This is a genomic window from Stieleria magnilauensis, from assembly GCA_007753675.1.
Lineage (GTDB): Bacteria > Planctomycetota > Planctomycetia > Pirellulales > Pirellulaceae > Stieleria > Stieleria magnilauensis.
This window is the reverse complement of record CP036432.1, coordinates 8835391-8856438: the sequence shown is the minus strand read 5'-3', so window position 1 is coordinate 8856438 and position 21048 is coordinate 8835391. Positions and strand designations below refer to the sequence as shown.

General features: G+C 59.6%; 8 protein-coding genes. 6 read left to right on the top strand and 2 right to left on the bottom strand.

Annotated elements, in window-relative coordinates:
• The first annotated feature begins 139 nt into the window (after positions 1 to 139).
• From TBK1r_RS31800 to TBK1r_RS31770, 6 genes are all read left to right on the top strand, one after another.
• Positions 140 to 3706, top strand: coding sequence for a hypothetical protein (locus TBK1r_RS31800; RefSeq protein ID WP_145219446.1), 3567 nt, complete (start codon positions 140 to 142; stop codon positions 3704 to 3706).
• Entirely contained in the window at positions 3703 to 11451 is a 7749-nt protein-coding gene (locus TBK1r_RS31795) for a hypothetical protein (RefSeq protein ID WP_145219443.1), read from the top strand. The genes TBK1r_RS31800 and TBK1r_RS31795 overlap by 4 nt, the downstream gene beginning before the upstream one ends.
• A gap of 307 nt (positions 11452 to 11758) precedes the next feature.
• The gene (locus TBK1r_RS31790) at positions 11759 to 12517 is read left to right on the top strand and encodes a hypothetical protein (protein WP_145219441.1); all 759 of its coding nucleotides are present in this window, start codon (positions 11759 to 11761) and stop codon (positions 12515 to 12517) included.
• A 343-nt stretch (positions 12518 to 12860) separates the two neighbouring features.
• A protein-coding gene (locus tag TBK1r_RS31780) for an IS3 family transposase (protein ID WP_145207848.1) occupies positions 12861 to 14032 on the top strand; the annotation gives its coding sequence in 2 pieces (ribosomal slippage) (positions 12861 to 13110 and positions 13110 to 14032; 1173 coding nt in all).
• A 216-nt stretch (positions 14033 to 14248) separates the two neighbouring features.
• Positions 14249 to 14548, top strand: a complete 300-nt coding sequence (locus tag TBK1r_RS31775; protein WP_419580593.1) for a transposase — start codon at positions 14249 to 14251, stop codon at positions 14546 to 14548.
• Positions 14521 to 15423 (top strand): IS3 family transposase, encoded by a 903-nt coding sequence (locus tag TBK1r_RS31770; RefSeq protein ID WP_145207883.1) that lies wholly within the window; start codon positions 14521 to 14523, stop codon positions 15421 to 15423. Before TBK1r_RS31775 ends, TBK1r_RS31770 begins: the two co-directional genes overlap by 28 nt.
• 477 nt (positions 15424 to 15900) lie before the next feature.
• Here the strand turns inward: TBK1r_RS31770 and TBK1r_RS31765 are convergent, their stop codons facing one another.
• Together TBK1r_RS31765 and TBK1r_RS31760 are read right to left on the bottom strand one after the other, a co-directional pair.
• The gene (locus tag TBK1r_RS31765; RefSeq protein ID WP_145219439.1) at positions 15901 to 17229 is read right to left on the bottom strand and encodes a 3-deoxy-D-manno-octulosonic acid transferase; all 1329 of its coding nucleotides are present in this window, start codon (positions 17227 to 17229) and stop codon (positions 15901 to 15903) included.
• A 71-nt stretch (positions 17230 to 17300) separates the two neighbouring features.
• The gene (locus TBK1r_RS31760; RefSeq protein WP_145219436.1) at positions 17301 to 21017 is read right to left on the bottom strand and encodes a preprotein translocase subunit SecA; all 3717 of its coding nucleotides are present in this window, start codon (positions 21015 to 21017) and stop codon (positions 17301 to 17303) included.
• Positions 21018 to 21048 lie beyond the last annotated feature (31 nt).

Below are 21048 nucleotides of genomic sequence, written 5' to 3'. Positions count from 1 at the left end.
GTTTCCTGAACGGATGGTCCGCCATTGACGCAAGCATGGGCCGCTTCCCTCTCCTTTCTATTTCCGCCACGTGCTGCTTGCTCGCGAGTCCCGGTCGGCTCGCCGCGTTGCCGCAGACCGTATCGAGTCCACCTGGTTTATGAATCGCACCGATTCGGTAACGAATATCTTTTCGGCGGCATTGATGTCGGCCGGATCGATCGCTGCGTCGGTGTTGGTGTACGCCGGAGTGTGGTTGTCACTGGCGCTGGGCGGACCGAGCCACGGGCAGCCGCCGGGCACGTATCCGCCACCGGAAATCCTCCGCCCCTCGGCGCCGCCGGCCGAGTCGGGAAAGTTGCCGATCAAGGGGATGATGTTTCTGGACGTCTCCGAGAACCCGATCTATGCGCCGGGGATGAACTACGAGCGGTATTTGGAACTGGAACGGGGCGGCAAGAACCAGACCCGTCGCTATGTCTATGACACGGTCAAGATCGACGGGCGTGTCGATGGCAATCGGGCGGAGTTGTCGGTGGAGGTGCGCGTGGCAGTCGACGCGACCGCCGAAGAGATGATCGAAATTCCGTTGGCGATGGAGAACTTTCACCGCCTGGGACCGGTCGAGTTCTTCTCCGGCGCCGAGAACGGCAACAAGCTGGCCGTATCGGTCGACCAGGACACCGGGGATTATGAATTACTCGCCTCCGTCGCCCGGGACACCGTCGTCGGATTCCGCATGCAGATGTCCGCTCGGGTCGAGACCGATGTGCTGCACGCCCTGGATTTTCGCTTGCCGCTCGCGGCGACGGAAATCAACTTGGTCAGTGATTCGCGCGACGTCGTCGGCGTGATTCCCAATCGAGACGATGAAGTCATTGAAACGTCGACCGACAACGCGGGACGCAGCCAGTTCAAGGTGATCAGCAGCGGAGGCCGTTTCACGCTTCAGTGGGGCACGATGGATCGTCCTGTTTCGGTGCCGTTGCTGGAAGCGACCAGCGGGATTTCGATGCAATGGAATTCTCCGCAGGATCCGTTGTTGCAAGACGTGAAGATGACGGTGCGTGATTCGCGCGGTCCGATCTCCAGTTTTAAACTCCGGCTTCCACCGGGCGCCTCGTTGCGCGACGAGCCGAAATTGATCACCAGCGGTCAATTCGGTCAGCAAGTCGAACTCTCCAAACCCGACGCCGACGACGACGAACTGTATCTCGTCACGATCCCCAAGTTCGAGCGTCGACAGAGCATCGTGTTGGAGTTCCGATTGGAGCTGCCCAGTGATTCACCGACGGTCAAGAAACCGTTGTCCTTGCAGGTCCCCGTCGTCGAGGAGGCGCTTCGCAACCAGGGCACGATCAACATCACCACGGGCGCGGATTATCGATTGCGGTGGCACCAACGATCGTATGTCAAAAACACGACGCCGGCCGTCGAGGAGGAAACGACGGTCGATCAGCGGAGCTATTCCTTTCAATTCATTCGCGGTGCGTTCACGTTGCCGATCTGGTTGGACGCGACCAAACGTGAGTTCCGCGTTTCCAGCGAGTGTGACATCGAGTTGCAGGACAACTATGCGAATCTGGCGATGGAGATTCGATCGGTCGGAAACGGCAATCGCTCGCAATTGTTGAGCGTCGATTTGTCGGATTGGCAGGTGACCCAAATTGAAAATGCCCGCACCGGTGCTCCGCTTCCGTGGTACGAATCGGACGACTTGATCGAAATCGAAGTCAGTTACACGGGGATGGAAGAGAGCATTCCGGTGTTGATCAAGGCGCGGCGTCCGATCCAGGAGGCGTCGTCGCCACAGGAGGATCAGCGGATCGACTTGCCGGTGCCGCGGATCGTCGGTTCGGGGGACCGTCGCGATCCGATCACGATCCAAGAAGCCATCGTGCGGCTGTCCGGTAAAGGACGACGTTCGTTCGTCGTCGATTTGGAACGCTCAGTCAATCTGGAGCGAACGGCGGATTCGGCAACCGGCAGCGGGTTGGAACGCGTCGGCAACAGTGAACGCGCCTCGGTGGACGATCCGCGGGATGTCGACGCGATCCGAGTGTTCGCCGTGATGCCTCCCGAATCGGCCGCCCGCATCATCGGGGAAATGGTCGAGCGTCCGCCCCGCATCAGTCTGGAAAACCAAGCCAACGTCAAGTTGATCGGTGATCAGTTGGTGACGACCGTCACGTGGCTGATCGAAACCCCCGTCGACCTGGAAGGGCGATTGCAGGTTGCGATCCCCGAGCCGATCAAGGCCGTCGCCGGGGCGGCATCGGCCGGGGCGGCATCGGCGACGTCATCGGATGGACCGACCGGCGAGGAGGTCACGGCGGCACCGGGCTCGACGCCCAATCAATGGTCCGTCGAAGTGAATGACCGTGCGGCGAAGCTGCAGCCGGTCGAGTCGGATTCGTCGGCCGCGGTCGAGAATAGCCAGCAGGACGCGGAGCAGGATCCGGCGGCGGGGTCGTCGCAGACCCAGCAATACGATCTGGTTTCCGATGCGCTTGCCGATGGCAAAATGGAGGTGCGTTTCATCCATTCGGAAACCGTGACCTTCAATCCCGACACCTCCGAAACACTGGTCGAAATCGGCTTGCCGTATCCGCTGGTTCAAGACATCACGTTGCGGGGCAAGGTCGAGTTGGAGTTGTTGGGAGGCGAATCGCATGACATCACGCCGGCCGAGAAATCGCTGACCGATCAGTTGGTCTTTCGCACGCTGCCGACCAAAACGGTTCCGTTGCGGATCTCGCCGCGGGCACCGGCCAGCAGCGAATTGCTGACCGGCAAGATTGTGGTGCGAACGGCGATCAGCGAGATCTCGCAGCACGATCAATTGATCGCCAGTCTGGAGGGGACCGGCGAATTCGAATTGGAACTTTTGTATCCCGATCAAACTGAAATCCAAGTCACGCTCAACGGCGAACCCGCGGCGTTTAAGATGGTGGGAGAACGCCTGGTCGTGCGTGTCCCCTCCGACACACAGCAGCACCTGATCGATGTGCGATTATGGGTCGACCGAACCAGCGGCGGTCTGTTTCAGACCATCGTCCCGCTGGCGCATGTCGGTCCGGGGGCTGGGCAACTTGTATGGCAGATGACGGTGCCATCGGATTGCCATCTGGTATGGGCGACGCCTTCGGTCGGACGTGAGATGCAGTGGGGGGTTGACCGTTGGCGGTTGATTCGCAGCCCGCTGATGACCGAGACCACGCTGGTCAATCGGATCGCCGCGACGCAGCCCGATCTCGTCGATCTGAGTCCGATGCCGACCGGCAATCGCTATCTCTTTTCGTCGATGGATGACCGCTCGTTTCGGGCGCTGGTCGGTACCCGAACCATCCTGTGGATGATCGTGGCCGGCGTGATCGTGTTTGTGACCGCGGTGTTGACGTACATTCCCGCGACGCGCAATCCGTTGTCGGCCGTCGTCGCGATTGTCTGTTTTGCGGGCCTGTTGGCCGCGGCTCCCGATGCCGCAATTCTGGTCGGACAAGTCTCGATGTTGTCGTTGGTGTTGGTGATCGTGATGCTGGCCATCCGCAACCTGGTCTTGCCCACACCCTCGCGCGTGTTGACCAGCACGCGTGAACCGCGGCTCGATGCATCGACACAAAGTCGTCGGCAACCGCCCGATTATCGGCCGCCCAGCAGTATCGCCGTGACGCATTCGATTGGCCCCGAAGACGTCTCCAAATCGGCCAACGAGGTGGCTTCATGAACCGCCCGGTGAGCGACATCAAGGCTTGCCAGGCCGGGCACGCCGGGGCGTCCTCCTCGGGCACGTCGAGCGTTCCCGATGGCAGTGCCCGGTGCTCGTCCGGCATTCGATCCGTGCTGCTGTGTGTGCTGGCCGTGATCGGTTGCGGGACGCTCTGGACGGGGACCGGCTTCGGTCAACAAGAACAAGGCGAGGCACCGACACCGGCGGTCGTGCAACCCGCGGCGGATACGGGAGACAAGGAGACGGGAGACAAGGAGGAGGGAGACAAGGAGACGGGAGACAAGGAGACGGGAGACAAGGAGACGGGAGACAAGGAGACGGGAGACAAGGAGACGGGAGACAAGGAGACGGGAGACAAGGAGGCGGGAGACAAGGAGACGGGAGACAAGGAGACAGGAGACAAGGAGGCAGGAGAGACGGAGGGGATGAAGGGGGAACGCTCCGGTTCTGGGGTGACCGATGCGGAGGCGGGCGATGTTGCACCGGCACTGGCACCGGTACTGGCACCGGTACTGGCACCACGCGAGCGTTTGACGCTGCCGCTACCGCATCGCGACCGCGACGGTCGGCCGCTGCGACCGATCGGTGTGTTCCTTTCACAGATCGTCGATTTGGTCCCGCCTGATTTTCGTGCGGTCTCGATCAGTGAATTGCGTGAGGCGATCGGGACGGGCACCGAGCGGTTCGCGGATTCCGATCAGGCCCGCTTGGTCAGCGGGTTTTATGACATCCGGCTCGACGAAGATCTGTTCATCAGCGAGGGCAGCAAGTTGGTGCTCGAGCACCGGCGTCGCCCGATCATTCGGCGAAAGCTGGGACAGGTCAATTTGGCGATCACGGACTCCGCCGGCGGACTGCGTTCGCCGCTGTCGGCGTCGACGGTGAATTTGCCGCGGCTGGAAATCGATGCCGCGGGCGAGTTGATTGCGGTGATCCCCAAGCCGATTACCGCCAACACGCCTTCCGCATCGCAGGGAACAGCATCGCAGGACGCGACATCTCAGGACTCCGTCTCTCAGGGAGCAGCGTCTCAAGGGGCACCGCAAGAGCCGGGCGGGGCTGCCGGCAACCGTTCATCGGCAGACGTCGTTTCCGACGGTTGGACTCAATCCGAAATTCGTTTCGGATGGACGCTGCGGAGTCAATCCTTGGGCGCGGCGAAACGGTTTGATTTGCGATTGCCAAGGACATCACAGACGCGGTTGGTCATTTCGACACCCAGCGACATCGTTCTGGAATCCAGCCAGGGAGTGTTGGTCGAACGTCCCGGCCCGCCCCCGGATGCGGATGTCCAGACCCGTACCGGCGACATCCGATGGTATGTGTTAGAAGCCGGTGGCCTGAATCGGCTGGAGATCTTTGCGCGGCGACGGTCCAGCGACGATACCAATCAACCGTTGTTCATCCGCCGAGAGTCCAAACAATACGAGGTGGATTTATCGGGCGTTTCGTGGATCCACCGCATGACGCTCCAGCTCCCTCGCCAACGCAACCGTCTGCGTCTGCGTTCGCCGTTGGGGACCGTCACGGCGATCCGAGTCAACTCGATCGAAGCGCCTTATCAAGTGTTGCGTCGTGAAGACGGACAATCGTTGATCGATGTCGATCTGCCCGGCAATGTCGCCGGTGTCATGGATTCGTTGAACGCCAACGCGGCCGGCGGAACACTCCGCCCCGAACTGGTGTCGGAGGTGGTGACGTTGACGATCGAGGGGACGTCGACTTGGGAGCTCGACGATGGCATTTGCGAGTTGCCGTCGGTGATCCCGGTCGAACCGAACGTGCTGTGGACCGAAGCGTCGACGCAAACCATCGTGGCGGTGATGGACCCCTTGGAAGTCGCACAATGGGACTTGCCGCCGACATGGCGGCAATCGATTCAGACTCCGACCCGCGCCGGCGAAACCCTATTGATCGCCGACGGTCCGCCGCCGCAATCCGCTGAAGCGGATTCCACCTGGTCGCGGCTGAGGTTGATTGAAAAGGAAGAGCGATTCATCGAGGCGATTTGGACGCGTTTGCGTGTCCAGCAGACCCCGGCCCCAGAGGTCCGATCCAACAGCCGTATTCGATGCCGGTTGTTGCAAAACCACCAGTCGCCCTTTCGCATGAACGTCAATCCGGACTGGAACGTCGACTCGGTCACCGTTCTCGGTTCCGGACGCCGAATCACAGTGCCCGTCGGCGCCAACCAATGGGTCATTTGGCCGACACCGAGCGAGTCGGCGCAGGCGACATTCGAAGTCGAAGTGATTGCGCGAAAAAATTTGCCGAGGAATCGCAACCGGTTGGCGATGAATTCGACTTGGATCGTGCGCCCCGAGCAGCACGTCGGTGCTCATCTGATCTCCATCCAACCTCCGCCGCTACGGCGATGGGATGGCAATTCGGTGATGCTTCCGGGACGCTTCGAGTCCTCCACGCTGGACGAAGAATCGATCGCCTTTTTTCAACCGACTTCGGAAACCTTGTTGATCCGCAGTCCCACCGGCGAAATCCCCGCGGTCACCTTGGAACCGGTCGATGACTCCTTCGGCGTGGCGCTGCGTCACGTGATTCAAACCGAGGGCAGCGACGTTGCCGAAACGATTGTCGTCCGCGCCGAGACGACGCAGCCGATCTCGGAACTCTCGGTGCTGACCGGAAACGCTCGGCAAGAAGAATTCGATTGGTCGCTTCGCCGCACCGATCAATCGGCAACCGTCAGTCTGCCCAGTTCCAGTGTCCAGCGGATGCCGTTGGATCCGCTGGGGACCTATGTCATCACACTCGAAGGCCGTGACCTGCGCCAATACGAACTGGTCGGACGACGGTACTTTCCCGTCCAAGACCAGTTGACGCTTTCGCTGCCGAGCGTGCGGCGGACGCGCGGGCAGACCGCCGAGGTCATGATCGATGCCAGTTGGGAGGTGACCGAAATCCCGCCGGGCGTTCAATTGGTGCCCGGGTCGGAACCGGCCGATGCCTTGCAGCCATTTGGAGACCAACCGCAACATCTGCGATACGAACCATTGCTTCGCCCGGAGATCCGGTTGCGGCGGGCGCGTCGAGACTCCGCCGCGACCTTGATTTGGGACCAGCGTCTGGAGGTCGTCGCCAACAGTCGCATTGAAGATCTGTTTTACTTGGTTGCCGACGTTTCGACTCGCAAACCGATTCATGTTTTGTTCGACGAAGAGTTGGAACTCGTGTCGGTTTCCAGAAACAACACCAGCTACGTTCCCGATCGCATCGGTGCCGGTGAAATTTGGATCAACCCGCAAAAACAGAGTGATCAGGTCTCCGTCGTGATGCGTCGACGCCACTCGTCGAGCGGTTGGTTTCGCCGCTGCCCGATTCCTCGTGTCGAGGTGGAAGGCAACGTGATTCGCAATCAAGCGTCCTATCAAGCCGGTGCGGGAACGCTGCTCGTGCACCGCGTTTCGGCGTCGGACCTGCTGGCACCGCACCTGTTGGCGGCGCAGTCCGGGGGATCGGAGGATTCGGCGGACGGGACGGAGTTGGTTCTGGTTTCGCGAGACGCGGCCATCGGACTGGGGTGGCTGACCGCGACGGTCCTGTTCTGTTTGGGCTGGTCGATCGCACGCTGGTTCTCGTTGGGAATTCACACGCTGTTTGTGCTGGTGGTGACGTCGATCAGTGGATCGATCATCTGGTGGCCGGCCCAGCACGCGATCGTGGCTTGGATCGCGGTGCCGCTTGCCGCCGCCGGGTTGTTGCAGGTGGTGGTGGCCGATCGACGCCGCCGCGACAAGACGACGAGCAACGGCAGTAGTGGGACGCTACGGTCGGACGACACCCAATCGCAGCGAAGTGCGCGTGACCGATCGGCGGACTTTTCGGTCTCAGCGACGCATTCCATTTTGATGCTGACGATCGGGATGCTTGCCGCCGTCCCCGGTGTCGCGACGGCGCAGGATTCGTCCGGCGAGGAACCGCGTCGCGAGATCGATAGCAGTGGTACCGGCGAGACCCCGCAAAACGATCCGATCGAGTTGTTGGTGCCGCTGGCGGCGGACTATGCGCCCGTCGGGGACAAGGTTTACCTGTCGCGTGCGGATTACGAATCGATACGTTCGGTCGTTGATCCTGACCGCCCGGTCGACGCCCAATTTCAATCGGCCGAGTACCGTGTCGTCTTGACGCCGCCACGTGATGCGTCCGGTTCGATCACGGCAGAAGTTCAAGCCGACTATCAAATTCAGTTAGTGCGGGAATCGACGCGCGTGCGACTGCCCGTCCGCGCCGACTCGTTGCGTCGAATTGAATGGGTGGGGGATGGCGAAACGCAAATCATCCGATTCACCGTCGACGAACGCGGGATGGTGACCGCGGCCATTCCGTCGAGTCGTCAGAGTCTGCTGCGTCTGACGTACCTGCCGTCGGTGTTGACGCTCGGCGGCGAATCGGGAAACGTCGACGCAAGAGCGGATGGCCTTGACCGCCCGCTGTCGGAGAATCGTAGCGGCGGAAACTCGCTCGGCGGTCCCGACCTGTTCAACGACATCGCCAACGGTGACGTGTTGCCGGGGATGGCGACCACGGTCATCCGGTTGGCGATTCCGGCGATCCATTCGGCAACGTTGATCGTCGAGGCGCCGCGTGAAATCCAGGTCGATTCGCTCGGTGATCCAATGGGACGGTCGTTGTTCCGTCCCGAATTGGGGCGATACGAAGCTGACTTGGGGCCGATCCGTGAGTTGTCGATTCGGTGTCGACCGGTCAAGCGTCCCGGGCAGACCGCTGCGCAGAACCTGAGCCGAGCCTACCGGATTTCGGCCGGGATCGAAGCGACGATTGTCGAGTGTGAAATCAAACCGGAAGAAACACTCCGGGAAGGCGACACGGTGCAATTGACGATTCTCGGTGGGCCACCACCGAGTCTGACGTCGGTCGGTTGGGCGATGGCCGAATCGGATCTTGTCGATAGCCCCGACCGCCCCTCAAACGCCAACGCGACACTCGGCAATGGAATCTACCGCTTCGAAAAACAATCCAGTCTGAGCACGCCGATCCGGTTGTTGTGGCGGCTCCCGTCGGTGCTTAACGACCCGACGTCGACCGAAGACAGTGAAACGATGCCGATCCCCGAGGTCTTCGCGTCGGCGTCCCAGCGTTCATCCCCCACGTTGTTCGCCATCGAGTCGGCCGCGTCGATTCGCGTTTCCGAATTGGCAAAGGGATCGCAACCGGCGACTGAAGACGAGTTTCTCGCCGTTTGGCGAGGCTACCCCGGAAAGATTCAACGCGCCTTTGTGATCGAAGAGTCGTTCCCGTCCTTCGTTCTGTTGCAAGACAAATATCCGACCCCGACGGTCAAACTGGATCACCGATTGCACGTCGCCGAGACCAAGATGGAACTCCGGTTGAAGGCGGATCTGGTCGACCTGAGACCGAGTCTGCAACGCATCCGCGTCTCGATTCCCCCACGCTTTCGATTGGTCAATTGTTTTGTCAACGACGAAGCCGTCACGTCCATCACGCCCCTGACGGTCCAGACGCCGACGGGGCTGCAGACCGAATTGGCGATCGGCGACAACCGAATCAATGGGACCACCAAGATCGAGTTGTTTGCCGAGAGTCTGGTCCCGATTCGGGGACGGACCTCGCTGCCCCGATTTGCGATCTCTTCCGACGGCCAGACCCACGAGACGTATCGCATCACGCGTGAACGCTCGCTCGACGTGACGGTGGTCCAGCCCCCGAATACGCAAACCCCGAATACCCAGCCCCCGAATACCCAAACCCCGAACGCGCCCGTTGACAACGCCGTGCCCGATGGCGACGACCCCGTCGACAAGTGGACCCCAGCCGCGTTGACGAAGGACGATTTGTTGGCCGGACGGATTCCGGTGGTGGATTCCCGCTCCGGCAGCACACCGTCGGCGGACGACCAGATCGTGGTCAGCCGTCGCGCCGCCGGTTCGATTTTTACCTGTGATCAAATCACCCGGATGCGATACTCCGACGGGCAGTGGTTTTGCGACACGCTGTTGGAATTGCCCGGCGGCAAGCGACCCGACTATGTCGATTTAACGATGCCGACACGTTGGTCGGCCGACCTGGACGTGACCGGCGCACGGGTCTGGGCGAAACGCGAGTCCAGCGATGACGTCGTGACGGTGATCCGCGTCGCGATGCCCGACGACGCCGTTCCATCGGAACGTGGCGACGAGCAAGTCCGCCGCGTGCAGATCACCGGTAGCCTGAAGAACCGGGATCAGGTCCGAGTCAGTGTGCCAGCGGTGACAGTGCTGGGGGCCAGGCTACGCAACCACCGAATCGCGGTGCCGGGCCAGTTGACGACCCAGGCGATTCAATGGCGTGCCCAGTCGGTGCGTTCGGTCAAGGCCACGACAGGGTGGTTGGATTCATTCAAAAACGAGGTGGAATCGCCCGAACGCTATTCCTTTTACACCCCGATCGAAACCAACTGGTCGATCGAGTTAGAACCACTGTTGCAGGCGACGATCAATCCGCTGGCCCTGTCCTGTGACGCCCGGGTGTTTCTCGATGGTGATCACGCGCTGGTTTTGCAGCGATTCGACGTGCTACCGGAAACCCGGAGTGAAGTCTCGGTCGCCTTGCCGGTCGGGGCGACCTGTATCGGAATCTGGTCTGCCGGCCGCGAGGTGGACTTGAGTGATTTGCATTCCGACCCCGACGCGAATGATGCAGATCGGGGCGCTGACGAGACAACGCCCCCACCCCCAACCAAGCTGCGCGTTCCGCTCGCCTACAGCCGGCTTCCGCAATCGTTGGAAGTCTTGGTCGAAGTCCCGGTCGCCGGACGAGCCATCACCCACTACTTGAGCGACTTAGTGGGCGTGCCGACGCGAGACATTTGGGTCACGTTTTATCAGGCTCCCCTGGCCGATCAAAATCGACAATTGAAACTTGAGCAACAGGTCGGTCTCGGGGAGGGCCCCGAGCGTGATCTCGAACGACGAGCTACGATGCGTGCCTTTGCGTTGGCCGAGAGTGTCGTCACGGCGATCGATCGCTCCCGTGACATGCTGGCCGAACGAAGCGACGAAGAAATCAAACGTTGGCTGTTGCCATGGATTGCCCGCTACCACGGAATCGCAGGCCGCAGCGGCCACGTGTTTCGGATGGTCGAGACGCCCCCGCAACCGGGCGACAACACCTCGGGCAACACCTCGGGCAACACCTCGGACAATGCGGCGTCCAACCGCACCGCGCAGGCGACCGAGGATTCCGCAACGTCCGCTCAGCCGACGTCGGACTCCGGTCCGGCGGAGGCGTCTCCGATGGCGGCGGACGGATCGAGTCTTAATCGCGACGCCCAAAAGCGATGGGATGCCTATGACCGCCAACTGCTGCAATTGGCCGGACGCTTCTTGCAATCGAATCCCAGATTGCCGCAGACGTTGTTCGCACAACATCGATTTTCCAGTTTCGATGTGGTCGCCATCCGACGCTTGGATTCGATCGACCAGGGGCCGCCGTTGACGCAGGCGTTTACGCAGCGCGAGTCGCTTGAGGACCTGTTGGTCAACGGCATCACGCTCTTGACATTCGGTTTGGCGATCATCCTGATGTGGCCGTTCCGCGGTCGGTTCCAAGGTTGGATTCAAGAGCCGGCGGTCTGGTTGTTTGTCATCGGTGTCCTGGGGCTGTTCCTGATCCCGTTTCCCGTAGCCGTGACGTTGATGATCATCGCGGTGACGGTTCCGCTGATCAATCGGATGAAGTCCAAATCGGCGCCGACCGGGCTATAACGGCGAACCATCGAAAATAACACCCGCAGATGGCAGGTCGAACCCACCGATGGCAGGGGGCCAGCCATCCGTGGGTTCGCGCTGCGATCCGTGGGCTCAGCAGTCGTTTTGTCGCTCCGCAAGTTACAGCCTGCCCCCCTGTTCCGCTCGGCAATCGCAATCCGAAGTCTCAATTCTGACAGGGCACCAGGTAGACCATTTTCCCTGGCTTGGGGCCTCTGACGCGTTTTTCTGTAACACCGCCCCGTTTGCTCCGCTTGGCTGGGTGTTGGCACGTCAAACCAGTCATTTCACGGGGATTTGTTCGATGAAGGTTGCTTTTGCAAACGTCGCTTTTTGCTCGGTTGTGTTGCTCTCGATCTTGGCGGCAGCGGATCCGGCGGCGGCCCAGTCGAGCTCCAGCGGGTGTGATTCGGGGCACTGTCACAGCGGACACGTCTCGCACCACCGAGTCCACTACGTTCGTCCGGTCCATTACGGATACCGCCACCACGGCTACGGCTATGACCCCGCCTTCGGGCGTGCCGAATTGCTCAGGGCGGCGGCGACGGCAAACGTCTTGAACGCCAGCGCTCGGACGCAACACCTGCATGCCGACCGGTTGGAAATGCAAAACAGTGTCGAATTCCTGGCGACCCGCTTGGAACGAAAACAAATCAACTCACAAAGTCGTTTCGGTCACCTGCACGCTCGCGGTGAACAAGTTCGCCAGCAGAAACAGGCCGAGGAGCGGTTGGTGTCCAGCGTCCCGCGCCGTCGCCCCGTCGACCCGATGACCGGGCAAGTCGCGTGGCCGATCTTGCTGCGGTCGAGCTACTATGAAAAGGCTCGTGGCCCCATCGATCTGGTGTTTGATCAACGCAGCCGCGTCGGACGCATCAACCCCGATCATTTTCTGCCGATGCGAGATTGGATTGAGCGAATCGAACGCGAACTGAAAGCAAACGTCGCGTACTACGAAAAGAGCGACTACTTGGAAGCCAAAGCGTTCCTGCGAAGTCTGATCGATGAAGCACGGGCCGATATCACGCCCCTTCCATCGCAGAGCCAATTGGCCGCTCGATAGAGCGTGCGTGATGATGACGATCGCGGTCTTTGTAATCGGTTCGCTGCGGAGCAGCGAATCGAGCGGCTAAAGCCTGGACACCAGCGCATGTTGGTGTCCAGCCTTCAGGCGCATCCCACGCGCTGCGGAGCAGCAAGACGGAGCGGCTAAAGCCTGGACACCAGCGCATGTTGGTGTCCAGCCTTCAGGCGCATCCCACGCGCTGCGAAGCAGCAAGACGGAGCGGCTAAAGCCTGGACACCAGCGCATGTTGGTGTCCAGCCTTCAGGCGCATTGGAATTGCCCACGAAAAGTTGACAGTGGATTGGCAGATGTCAGACTTCTCTGACAGGAGAACCGATTCATGGACAAGCGTCGAAAATTCAGCCGAGAATTCAAACTGGCCGCCGTCAAGAAAGTGATGGAACAAGGACTGTCGTATACCGTTGTCGCCCGAGACCTTGGCGTTGGCGATAACCTGATCCGCAATTGGAAGAAGTCTTTCGAGGAAGATGGGACTCTCGCAGACGGGGTCGCTGGTAATCAGTCGGTTGAAGCTGAACTCAAACGACTGCGTGAAGAGAACCGGCAGCTCAAAATGGAGCGAGACATTTTAAAAAAAGCGACGGCGTTCTTTGCGAAAGAAAGCAACTGAGGCTGCAGTTTATCGGCGAACATCGCGATCGATGGCCGATCGCGGTCCTCTGTCGAGTCCTGGAAGTGACGCGTGCGGCATACTACCGGTTTGTCGCCCGTGATCCTAGCGAAACCAAAGTCAAAGAAATGCAGGTCACTCAGGCCATCCACGAAATCCGGTTGGAGAATCACTTCGATTCCTACGGAAGTCCGCGGATGCATCGTGAGGTCATTAAGCAAGGCATCCAGTGCTGCCGAAACACCGTAGCCAAATACATGCAGAAGGCCGGAATCCAGGCGAATCGGCGGACTAAGTTCCGAATATCGACAACCGATTCCAATCACGATCAGCCGATCGCCCCCAATCGACTCAACCAAGATTTCTCGACAGAAGACATCAATCAAGTCTGGCTTACCGACATCACCTACATCCCTACAAAAGAAGGATTCACCTACCTGTGCGCGTTTGTCGACCTGCATTCACGAAAGATCATCGGATGGAAAACCAGTCGTAAGATCGATTCCGAGCTGGTGATTGAATCGCTCGATCAAGCGATCGCGTTTCGTTCCCCAAGTGCGGGGTTGATCGTCCACAGCGATCGCGGTTCTCAGTATGCGAGCGCAGCGTTTCGACGCCGGTTGGCCGAACGTGAACTTGTTCAGAGCATGAGTCGCCGCGGGAACTGCTACGACAACGCACCGATGGAATCTTTCTTCAAGAGCTACAAGACCGAGGAAGTCCAAGAAGTCTACGGCACCCATGAACACGCCACACGCGGCGTGTCAGAATACATCGAACAATTTTACAACCCTCGCCGCTTGCACTCGTCACTGGACTACCGAAGTCCAATCGACTTTGAGCAAGCGATTACCAGAACGTCACTCGTTGGTGAAACCTGATCCATCAGGGCTCGCTATTTACCTTCCCGTTAAGATCGGTCCACTGTCAACTTTTCGTGGGCAATTCCACATCCTCCCGCGCTGCGAAGCAGCAAGATGGAGCGGCTAAAGCCTGGACACCAGCGCACGTTGGTGTCCAACCTTCAGGCGCTGAGGTGGTGACCTGATTCCGGGCGCGCTTGGGGCTTAGAATGGCCGACCAAGGAGATCCCCAGAATGAGCAAGAAGCCTCTTAAAGACAACAGCAAATCACGACGTCAGTATTCCGATCCATTTAAGCGGGACGCGGTACAGATGCTGCTCGACGGGCACACGGCGACCTCGATAGTCGACCGGCTCGGTTTATCAGGCACCAATTTGCTATACCGTTGGAAACGAGAGCAGCTTCGGCAAAGCGGCCCAGTTGCCTCGTCGCTTGACAATCGGGTGAAGGAATTGGAGGTCGAGCTGCGGCGAGTTGAGCGAGAGCGTGACATCTTAAAAAAAGCATTGTCTATTTTCAGCCGAAGCGACTGATTGATCGGTTTGTCGCCGCAGCAGAAGTCATTGACTCGACGAACGTATCGGCCAGCGAGGTTTGTAACGCTCTATCACTTTCGCGAAGTTCGTTCTACGGATTTCAACAGGTGAGTCGACGTGACGAGCCGACTCGGACCGAGGAGCTTTCACCCATGATTATCGACATTTTCTGGAAGCATCGGCGACGTTACGGCGCTCGGCGAATCGTCAGTGAATTGGCCGATCGCGGCATCGTCGTCTGCCGAAGGACGGTGGCGGAAGCGATGAAATTACAGGGATTGAGGGCAATTCAGCCCAAATCCTTCAAACCAAAAACAACCGAAAGTCGACATCGATTGGGATACAGTCCGAATTTGCTGTTGGATCCATTCGAACTCAACACCATCAACAGGCTTTGGGTCGCAGACATCACCTATATCCCCATCGCGGGTCGAAGGTTTGCCTACCTGTCGATGGTGATGGACCGATTCTCACGACGAATCATCGGGTGGAAATTGGATGTGACGATGACTGAACAACTTGTCATTGATGGCTTGAAGGATGCGATCAGGAGTCGGCAACCTGGTCGAGACCTAATCCATCACAGCGATCGCGGCGGCCAGTACGCTGGCAATCGGTTTCGTCAGATATTGAAGCGTTCTTCGATCCGACAGAGCATGAGCCGTGCCGGCGACTGTTACGACAACGCATTCATGGAAAGTTGTTTCGGAACGATCAAGACCGAGCTGGAGATAACCGAATACGAGACTGTGACTGAAGGAGAACGTAAGTTGGGAGGTTACTTCGGCTACTACAACCGAGATCGAAAGCACTCGAGTCTTGGCTACCAGACACCTACACAATTTGAATCCACTCACCCAGGTCAAAAATAAGACTTCGGCGCGCCCGGAATCAGGTCACCACCTCACGCATCCCCACGCGCTGCGAAGCAGCAAGATGGAGCGGCTAAAGCCTGGACACCAGCGCGTGTTGGTGTCCAGCCTTCAGGCGCATCCTCCCGCGCTGCGAAGCAGCAAGATGGAGCGGCTAAAGCCTGGACACCAGCGCATGTTGGTGTCCAGCCTTCAGGCGCATCCCCACGCGCTGCGAAGCAGCAAGATGGAGCGGCTAAAGCCTGGACACCAGCGCGTGTTGGTGTCCAGCCTTCAGGCGCATCCTCCCGCGCTGCGAAGCAGCAAGATGGAGCGGCTAAAGCCTGGACACCGGCGCATGTTGGTGTCCAGCCTTTAGGCGCATCCTCCCGCGCTGCGGAGCAGCAAGATGGAGCGGCTAAAGCCTGGACACCAGCGCATGTTGGTGTCCAGCCTTCAGGCGCATCCTCCCGCGCTGCGGAGCAGCGAATCGGCGGTTCAAGCCGCGCGTCGTTGTGACTGCGTGTCCGGGGCGAGGAACTGGCCGATGGCGTCGACCGTGCGTTTGGTCGCGCCGCGGTGTTGTTCGACGACCTGCTTTGCAGCGCGGCCGAGCGAATCGGCTGCCGGAATATCGGTCAAACAACGCTCGAGGAACGCTTCCAATTCAATCGCGTCGGCCACCCGCACCGCGCCACCGGCATCGAGCAGCCGTTGTGCGATGTCGGTGAAGTTTCGCGTGTCCGGACCAAAAGCGATGGCATTGCCGTAGCCGGCCGGTTCAAGCATGTTTTGTCCGCCGCGGTCGCCGAAGGTGCCGCCGACGGTGGCGATCTGGCCAACGCCCCACCAGTGCCGCAGTTCACCGATGGTGTCGATCAAGAGGACTCGATCGGCGGTCCATTTCAAATCTTCCAACGAACCGTCTCGCGAGCGGCGGTGCGCGAGCAGCCCTTCGGCGTCGATCACTTGCGCCACGCGGTCAAACCGTTCGGGGTGGCGTGGCACCAGGATCAACCGCAATTCGGAGTGACGTTGGCAGAGCCGTCGGTAGACGTCCAACGCCATTTTTTCTTCGCCGTCTTGCGTGCTGCCGACGACCCAGACCATGTGCCAGGGATCGCTGCCCGCCCATCTCGCTCGCGACTGCACCTCGACGCATTCGCGCGATTGCGGGGCATCGTCAAACTTGAGCGAACCGCTGATGGCGATGCGTGACCGTGGCGTTCCACAGGCGACGAAACGGTCTGCCGAAGATTCGTCTTGGCATTGAACGCTGCTCAATGACGTAAAGATCGGGCGCGTCAGCCAGGCGAATCGTTGATAGCCGGCGGCGCTGCGTTGGCTCAACCGTCCATTGATGACGATCACGTCGGTGTTTCGCTGTCGGGCGGTCTTGATCAGGTTCGGCCAGAGTTCCAGTTCGGCGAGCACCAACAGTTTCGGTTCAAGCCGGGCCAGGGTGCGCTTGACCGCCCACGAAAAGTCGAGCGGGCAAAAGAACACGCGCTCGGTTCCGAACCGCCGGACCGCCAAGTCGTATCCGCTGTCGGTGCTAGAACTGATCACGATCGACGTCTGCGGAAACTGACTCTGCAAACGCTTGACGAGCCCACCGAGCAAGTTGACTTCGCCGACGCTGACCGCGTGTAGCCAAATGCACTGCGATGTCGGCGCTGCACCGACCAGGCGAAACGCGTCGGCACGTGACAGGCCCAGCAATTTCTGTCGCCATCCGCGGCGGTATCGTCCGTGTCGGATGCGGCGATACAGAATCCACGGGGAGAGCGCCGCAAGTGCGATCAGGTAGACGGCGTTGGCGAACATTTGAGATTCCGTTCTCGGGGCGTGGTTCGTTCTCGTGCCCAGGCTCCGCCTGGTCTGGGTGGATTGATTCGCTATTTCCTGAGGCAGCAATTTTTGTATTTCTTGCCGCTGCCGCAGGGGCAGGGATCATTGCGACCGATTTTGACGCCGGTGTTGCGAATCGGCTCGGGCTTGGCATCGGTTTGCTGGTTGCTCGCTTCGGCGGCCTGCTGTGCGGCCGTTTGGGTGGCGGCTTTGGTCGCGGTGGCCGTGCCCGCTTGGCCGGCGACCGAGTGCACTTCATCGTGTCGTGCTTTGGCGTCGACCCAGGTGCTGCGGATGAAGTCTTGGTTGAACGATTCCATGCGGAAGATCAATCCGGTGACTTGTTCACCGACCGATTCCCACATGTGGTCGAACAGTCGCATGCCTTCGCGTTTGTATTCGACTTTGGGATCCAGTTGGGCATAGCCTTTCAATCCGACGCTGCTGCGAAGGTGGTCCATCGTCAGCAGGTGATTTTTCCAGACGTCGTCGACAATGTTCAGCAAGATCTGGCGTTCCATGCGTCGCATTTCGGGATGGAAGCGATCATCGACGGCACCGTCGACGGCCAGGGTAAGTTTTTCGCGATTCATCCGCGCCAGGTCTTCCGCTTCGATCGAAGCCCCCAGTTCGTTTTTCATCCACGCGGCGAGGGTTTCCAATTTGTCGGTGCCACTGGCTGCGACCGCGGCGGTCGTATCATCCTGGACATCACCGAACACGTTTTGGACCATCTCATCGGCTTTGGCGTACATGGCGCCGGCGGAGTCGCTGGTTTCGCGGCTGAACTGGATCAGTTGCGCTTTCAGGTCGTCACGGTTCAGCGGCACCTCATCGATGTCGACGGCTTTCTCGAATCGACGTTTGATCCAGCCGACCAGGTTTTCGCGATCCAAGATGACTTGAGCACCTTGCTGGACGGTGAATTGCGAGATACCGGCCAGCGCCGGGTATTCGGTTTCTTTTTCGGCGTAGGCTTCTTCGGCGCGTGAGACCAACGCCTTGGTGACCGCACGCCGATCTTCGACATCGCGAAACTCTTCGGGGGTGGTTTCGATTCCGAACCGGTGACGCATCCAACCGCAAAGGACGCGGAGTCCGTAGTCGGCATCGAGGAACGGTTCGCCTTCGCTGAGATCGACTTTTTCGATGGCTTGATGGCTCTTCTCGATCAAGGTGTTGATCAGCTCATCACGTTCCATCTTTTTCAGTTGATGGTCTTGATAGTTGGTGCCCAGGGAGGTGTTGCACCATTTGGCGAGCGCCTGCCAGTTCCATTCGTCCTCCATGCCTTCGGGCAGGTTTTCTTCGACCGTTTCTTCGACCGTGACTTCGGCGGCTCGCTCGGCTTGTTCGCGGGCGTAGCTGGTGGCCATGGAGATTTCCATGTTTTGGAAATCCTTGGGATCCAGCGTGCAGCCGAGTTGGGCGCCGGCGAAGGAGGCAAACGTTTCGGCGCCGTAGCCTGGTTCCAAGAACGTTTCGACCTGTTCTTGGATCTGGGATCGGATCAGATCCAAAATCATCGTCCGAGAGCTGTGGCCGTCGAGCAGGTTTTGGCGATAGCGATAGACGCGTTTTCGTTGCTCGTCCATGACCTCGTCATAGTCCAGCAAGCTCTTTCGCATTTCAAAGTTGCGTTCTTCGACTTTCTTTTGGGCGGCAGCGATTCGGCGCGTGACGAGCTTGGACTCTAGCGGCTCGTCCTCCCTCATGCCGATTCGTTCCATCATGTTCTTGACCCACTCGCCGGCGAAGATCCGCATCAAGTCGTCTTCGAGAGACAAGAAGAAGCGGCTCGAGCCCGGGTCGCCTTGGCGTCCGCAACGCCCGCGAAGCTGCAGGTCGATACGTCGCGATTCGTGACGTTCGGTTCCCAGCACGTACAGCCCGCCGAGTTCGCGGACGTGCTCGCCCTGCTCGCTCATGCCTTCGGCTTTGTCGATCGATTCGACCAACTCATTCCATTCGTCGTCGGGAACATCCAGGCGAGTGGCGTACTTGTGTTGCAGTTGGGCCCAGGCTTTCGTTTCGGGGTTGCCGCCGAGGATGATGTCGGTACCACGACCGGCCATGTTGGTGGCGATCGTGACGGCGTATTTGCGTCCGGCCTGGGAAACGATGTCGGCTTCCCGTTCGTGCTGTTTGGCGTTGAGCACTTCGTGTTTGACGCCACGGCGTTCGAGCAAAACGCTCAGTTTTTCGCTCTTTTCGATACTGACGGTACCGACCAGGACGGGGCGTCCGGCGTATTCGATCGAGGTGATCTTTGATTTGGGGATTGTGTCAGGGTTCTTTTCGCCCTTGCCGATGAACTTGACCTGGTCGTTCTGTTCCTCGGTGATCTTGCCCCACCGTTCGGTTCCGTCCTTCAATCCCACGACGTCCCACTTGTTGGTCCGTTCGATCTCTTCGGCGAGCGCTTTGTATTTGAATTCTTCGGTCAGGTAGATGACGTCGGGATGTTCGATCCGTTGCAAGACGCGGTTGGTCGGGATCGCGATCACGTCCAACTTGTAGATCTTCCAGAACTCGTTGGCCTCGGTCATCGCGGTGCCGGTCATGCCGGACAGCTTCTTGTACATCTTGAAGATGTTTTGCAGCGAGGCGGTGGCAAAGGTTTGGGTTTCCGGTTTGATCGGAACGCCTTCTTTGGCTTCGACCGCTTGGTGCAACCCGTCGCTCCATTGCCGGCCGTCCATCAAGCGACCGGTGAACTCGTCGACGATCACGATCTGGCGATCTTTGACGACGTAGTTGACGTCCAACTTGTACAGGTAGTGGGCCTTGAGCGCGTTGTCGATCAGGTGCGGCCATTCCATGTTGCCGGCGGTGTAGAAGCTTTCGACGCCGGCCAGGCGTTCGGCTTCGCGGACACCCTCGTCGGTCAGCGTGACGTTGTGCTGTTTTTCGTCGACGGTGAAGTGTTCTTCTTTTCGCAGGGCCCGGGCGACGCGGTCGGCGTCGGCATATCGCCCCAGATCCATCTCGCTAGGGCCGCTGATGATCAACGGCGTCCGCGCTTCGTCGATCAGAATATTGTCCACTTCGTCGATGATCGCGTAGTTCAGCGGGCCTTGGCATTGCTGGGCTTCGGGCGGAAAACGGTCATCGCCTTGGGCGGCCGGCCGCATGTTGTCGCGCAAGTAGTCGAAACCGAATTCGTTGTTCGTCCCGTAAGTGATGTCACAGCGATAGGCGGCCTGTTTTTCGCCGGTCGACATCCCCGATTGGATCGCGTTGACCGTCAGACCCAGGTTCATGTACAGCGGCGCCATCCATTCCATGTCACGGCGGGCCAGGTAATCGTTGACCGTGATGACGTGAACGCCTTTGCCTTCGAGCGCGTTGAGATAGGCCGGCAGGGTCGCGACCAGCGTTTTTCCTTCCCCGGTGACCATTTCGGCGATGTTGCCCTGGTGCAGCACCATGCCGCCGATCAACTGGACGTCGTAGTGACGCATGCCCAGGAAGCGTTTTCCGCCCTCGCGACAGACCGCAAACGCCTCGGGCAAGATGTCGTCCAAGGTCTCGCCGTCACGGATCCGTTTTCGGAACAGTTGCGTCTGTTCACGCAACTCGTCGTCGGTCATCGCCTCATATTTCGGCTCCAGCGCCGTGATCTCCTCCGCTTTGGCGCGGAGTGCGGTGACTTGACGCGCGTTGGCCGATCCGAACACGGACGTGATCGCACGTTCAAAGGAGCTGAGGGCACCGCCGAAGACTGCGCCGGTGACATCTGCCAGGGTTTCAAAAAACGACATCGCTGAATCGCTTAGTAAGTTTCTATGTATG

Bases quoted from the DNA above. Each gene is read 5' to 3' on its own strand.
- TBK1r_RS31775 (WP_419580593.1), top strand. From the start codon at position 14,249: ATGAGCAAGAAGCCTCTTAAAGACAACAGCAAATCACGACGTCAGTAT.
- TBK1r_RS31790 (WP_145219441.1), top strand. From the start codon at position 11,759: ATGAAGGTTGCTTTTGCAAACGTCGCTTTTTGCTCGGTTGTGTTGCTC.
- TBK1r_RS31795 (WP_145219443.1), top strand. From the start codon at position 3,703: ATGAACCGCCCGGTGAGCGACATCAAGGCTTGCCAGGCCGGGCACGCC.
- TBK1r_RS31800 (WP_145219446.1), top strand. From the start codon at position 140: ATGAATCGCACCGATTCGGTAACGAATATCTTTTCGGCGGCATTGATG.
- TBK1r_RS31760 (WP_145219436.1), bottom strand. From the start codon at position 21,017: ATGTCGTTTTTTGAAACCCTGGCAGATGTCACCGGCGCAGTCTTCGGC.
- TBK1r_RS31765 (WP_145219439.1), bottom strand. From the start codon at position 17,229: ATGTTCGCCAACGCCGTCTACCTGATCGCACTTGCGGCGCTCTCCCCG.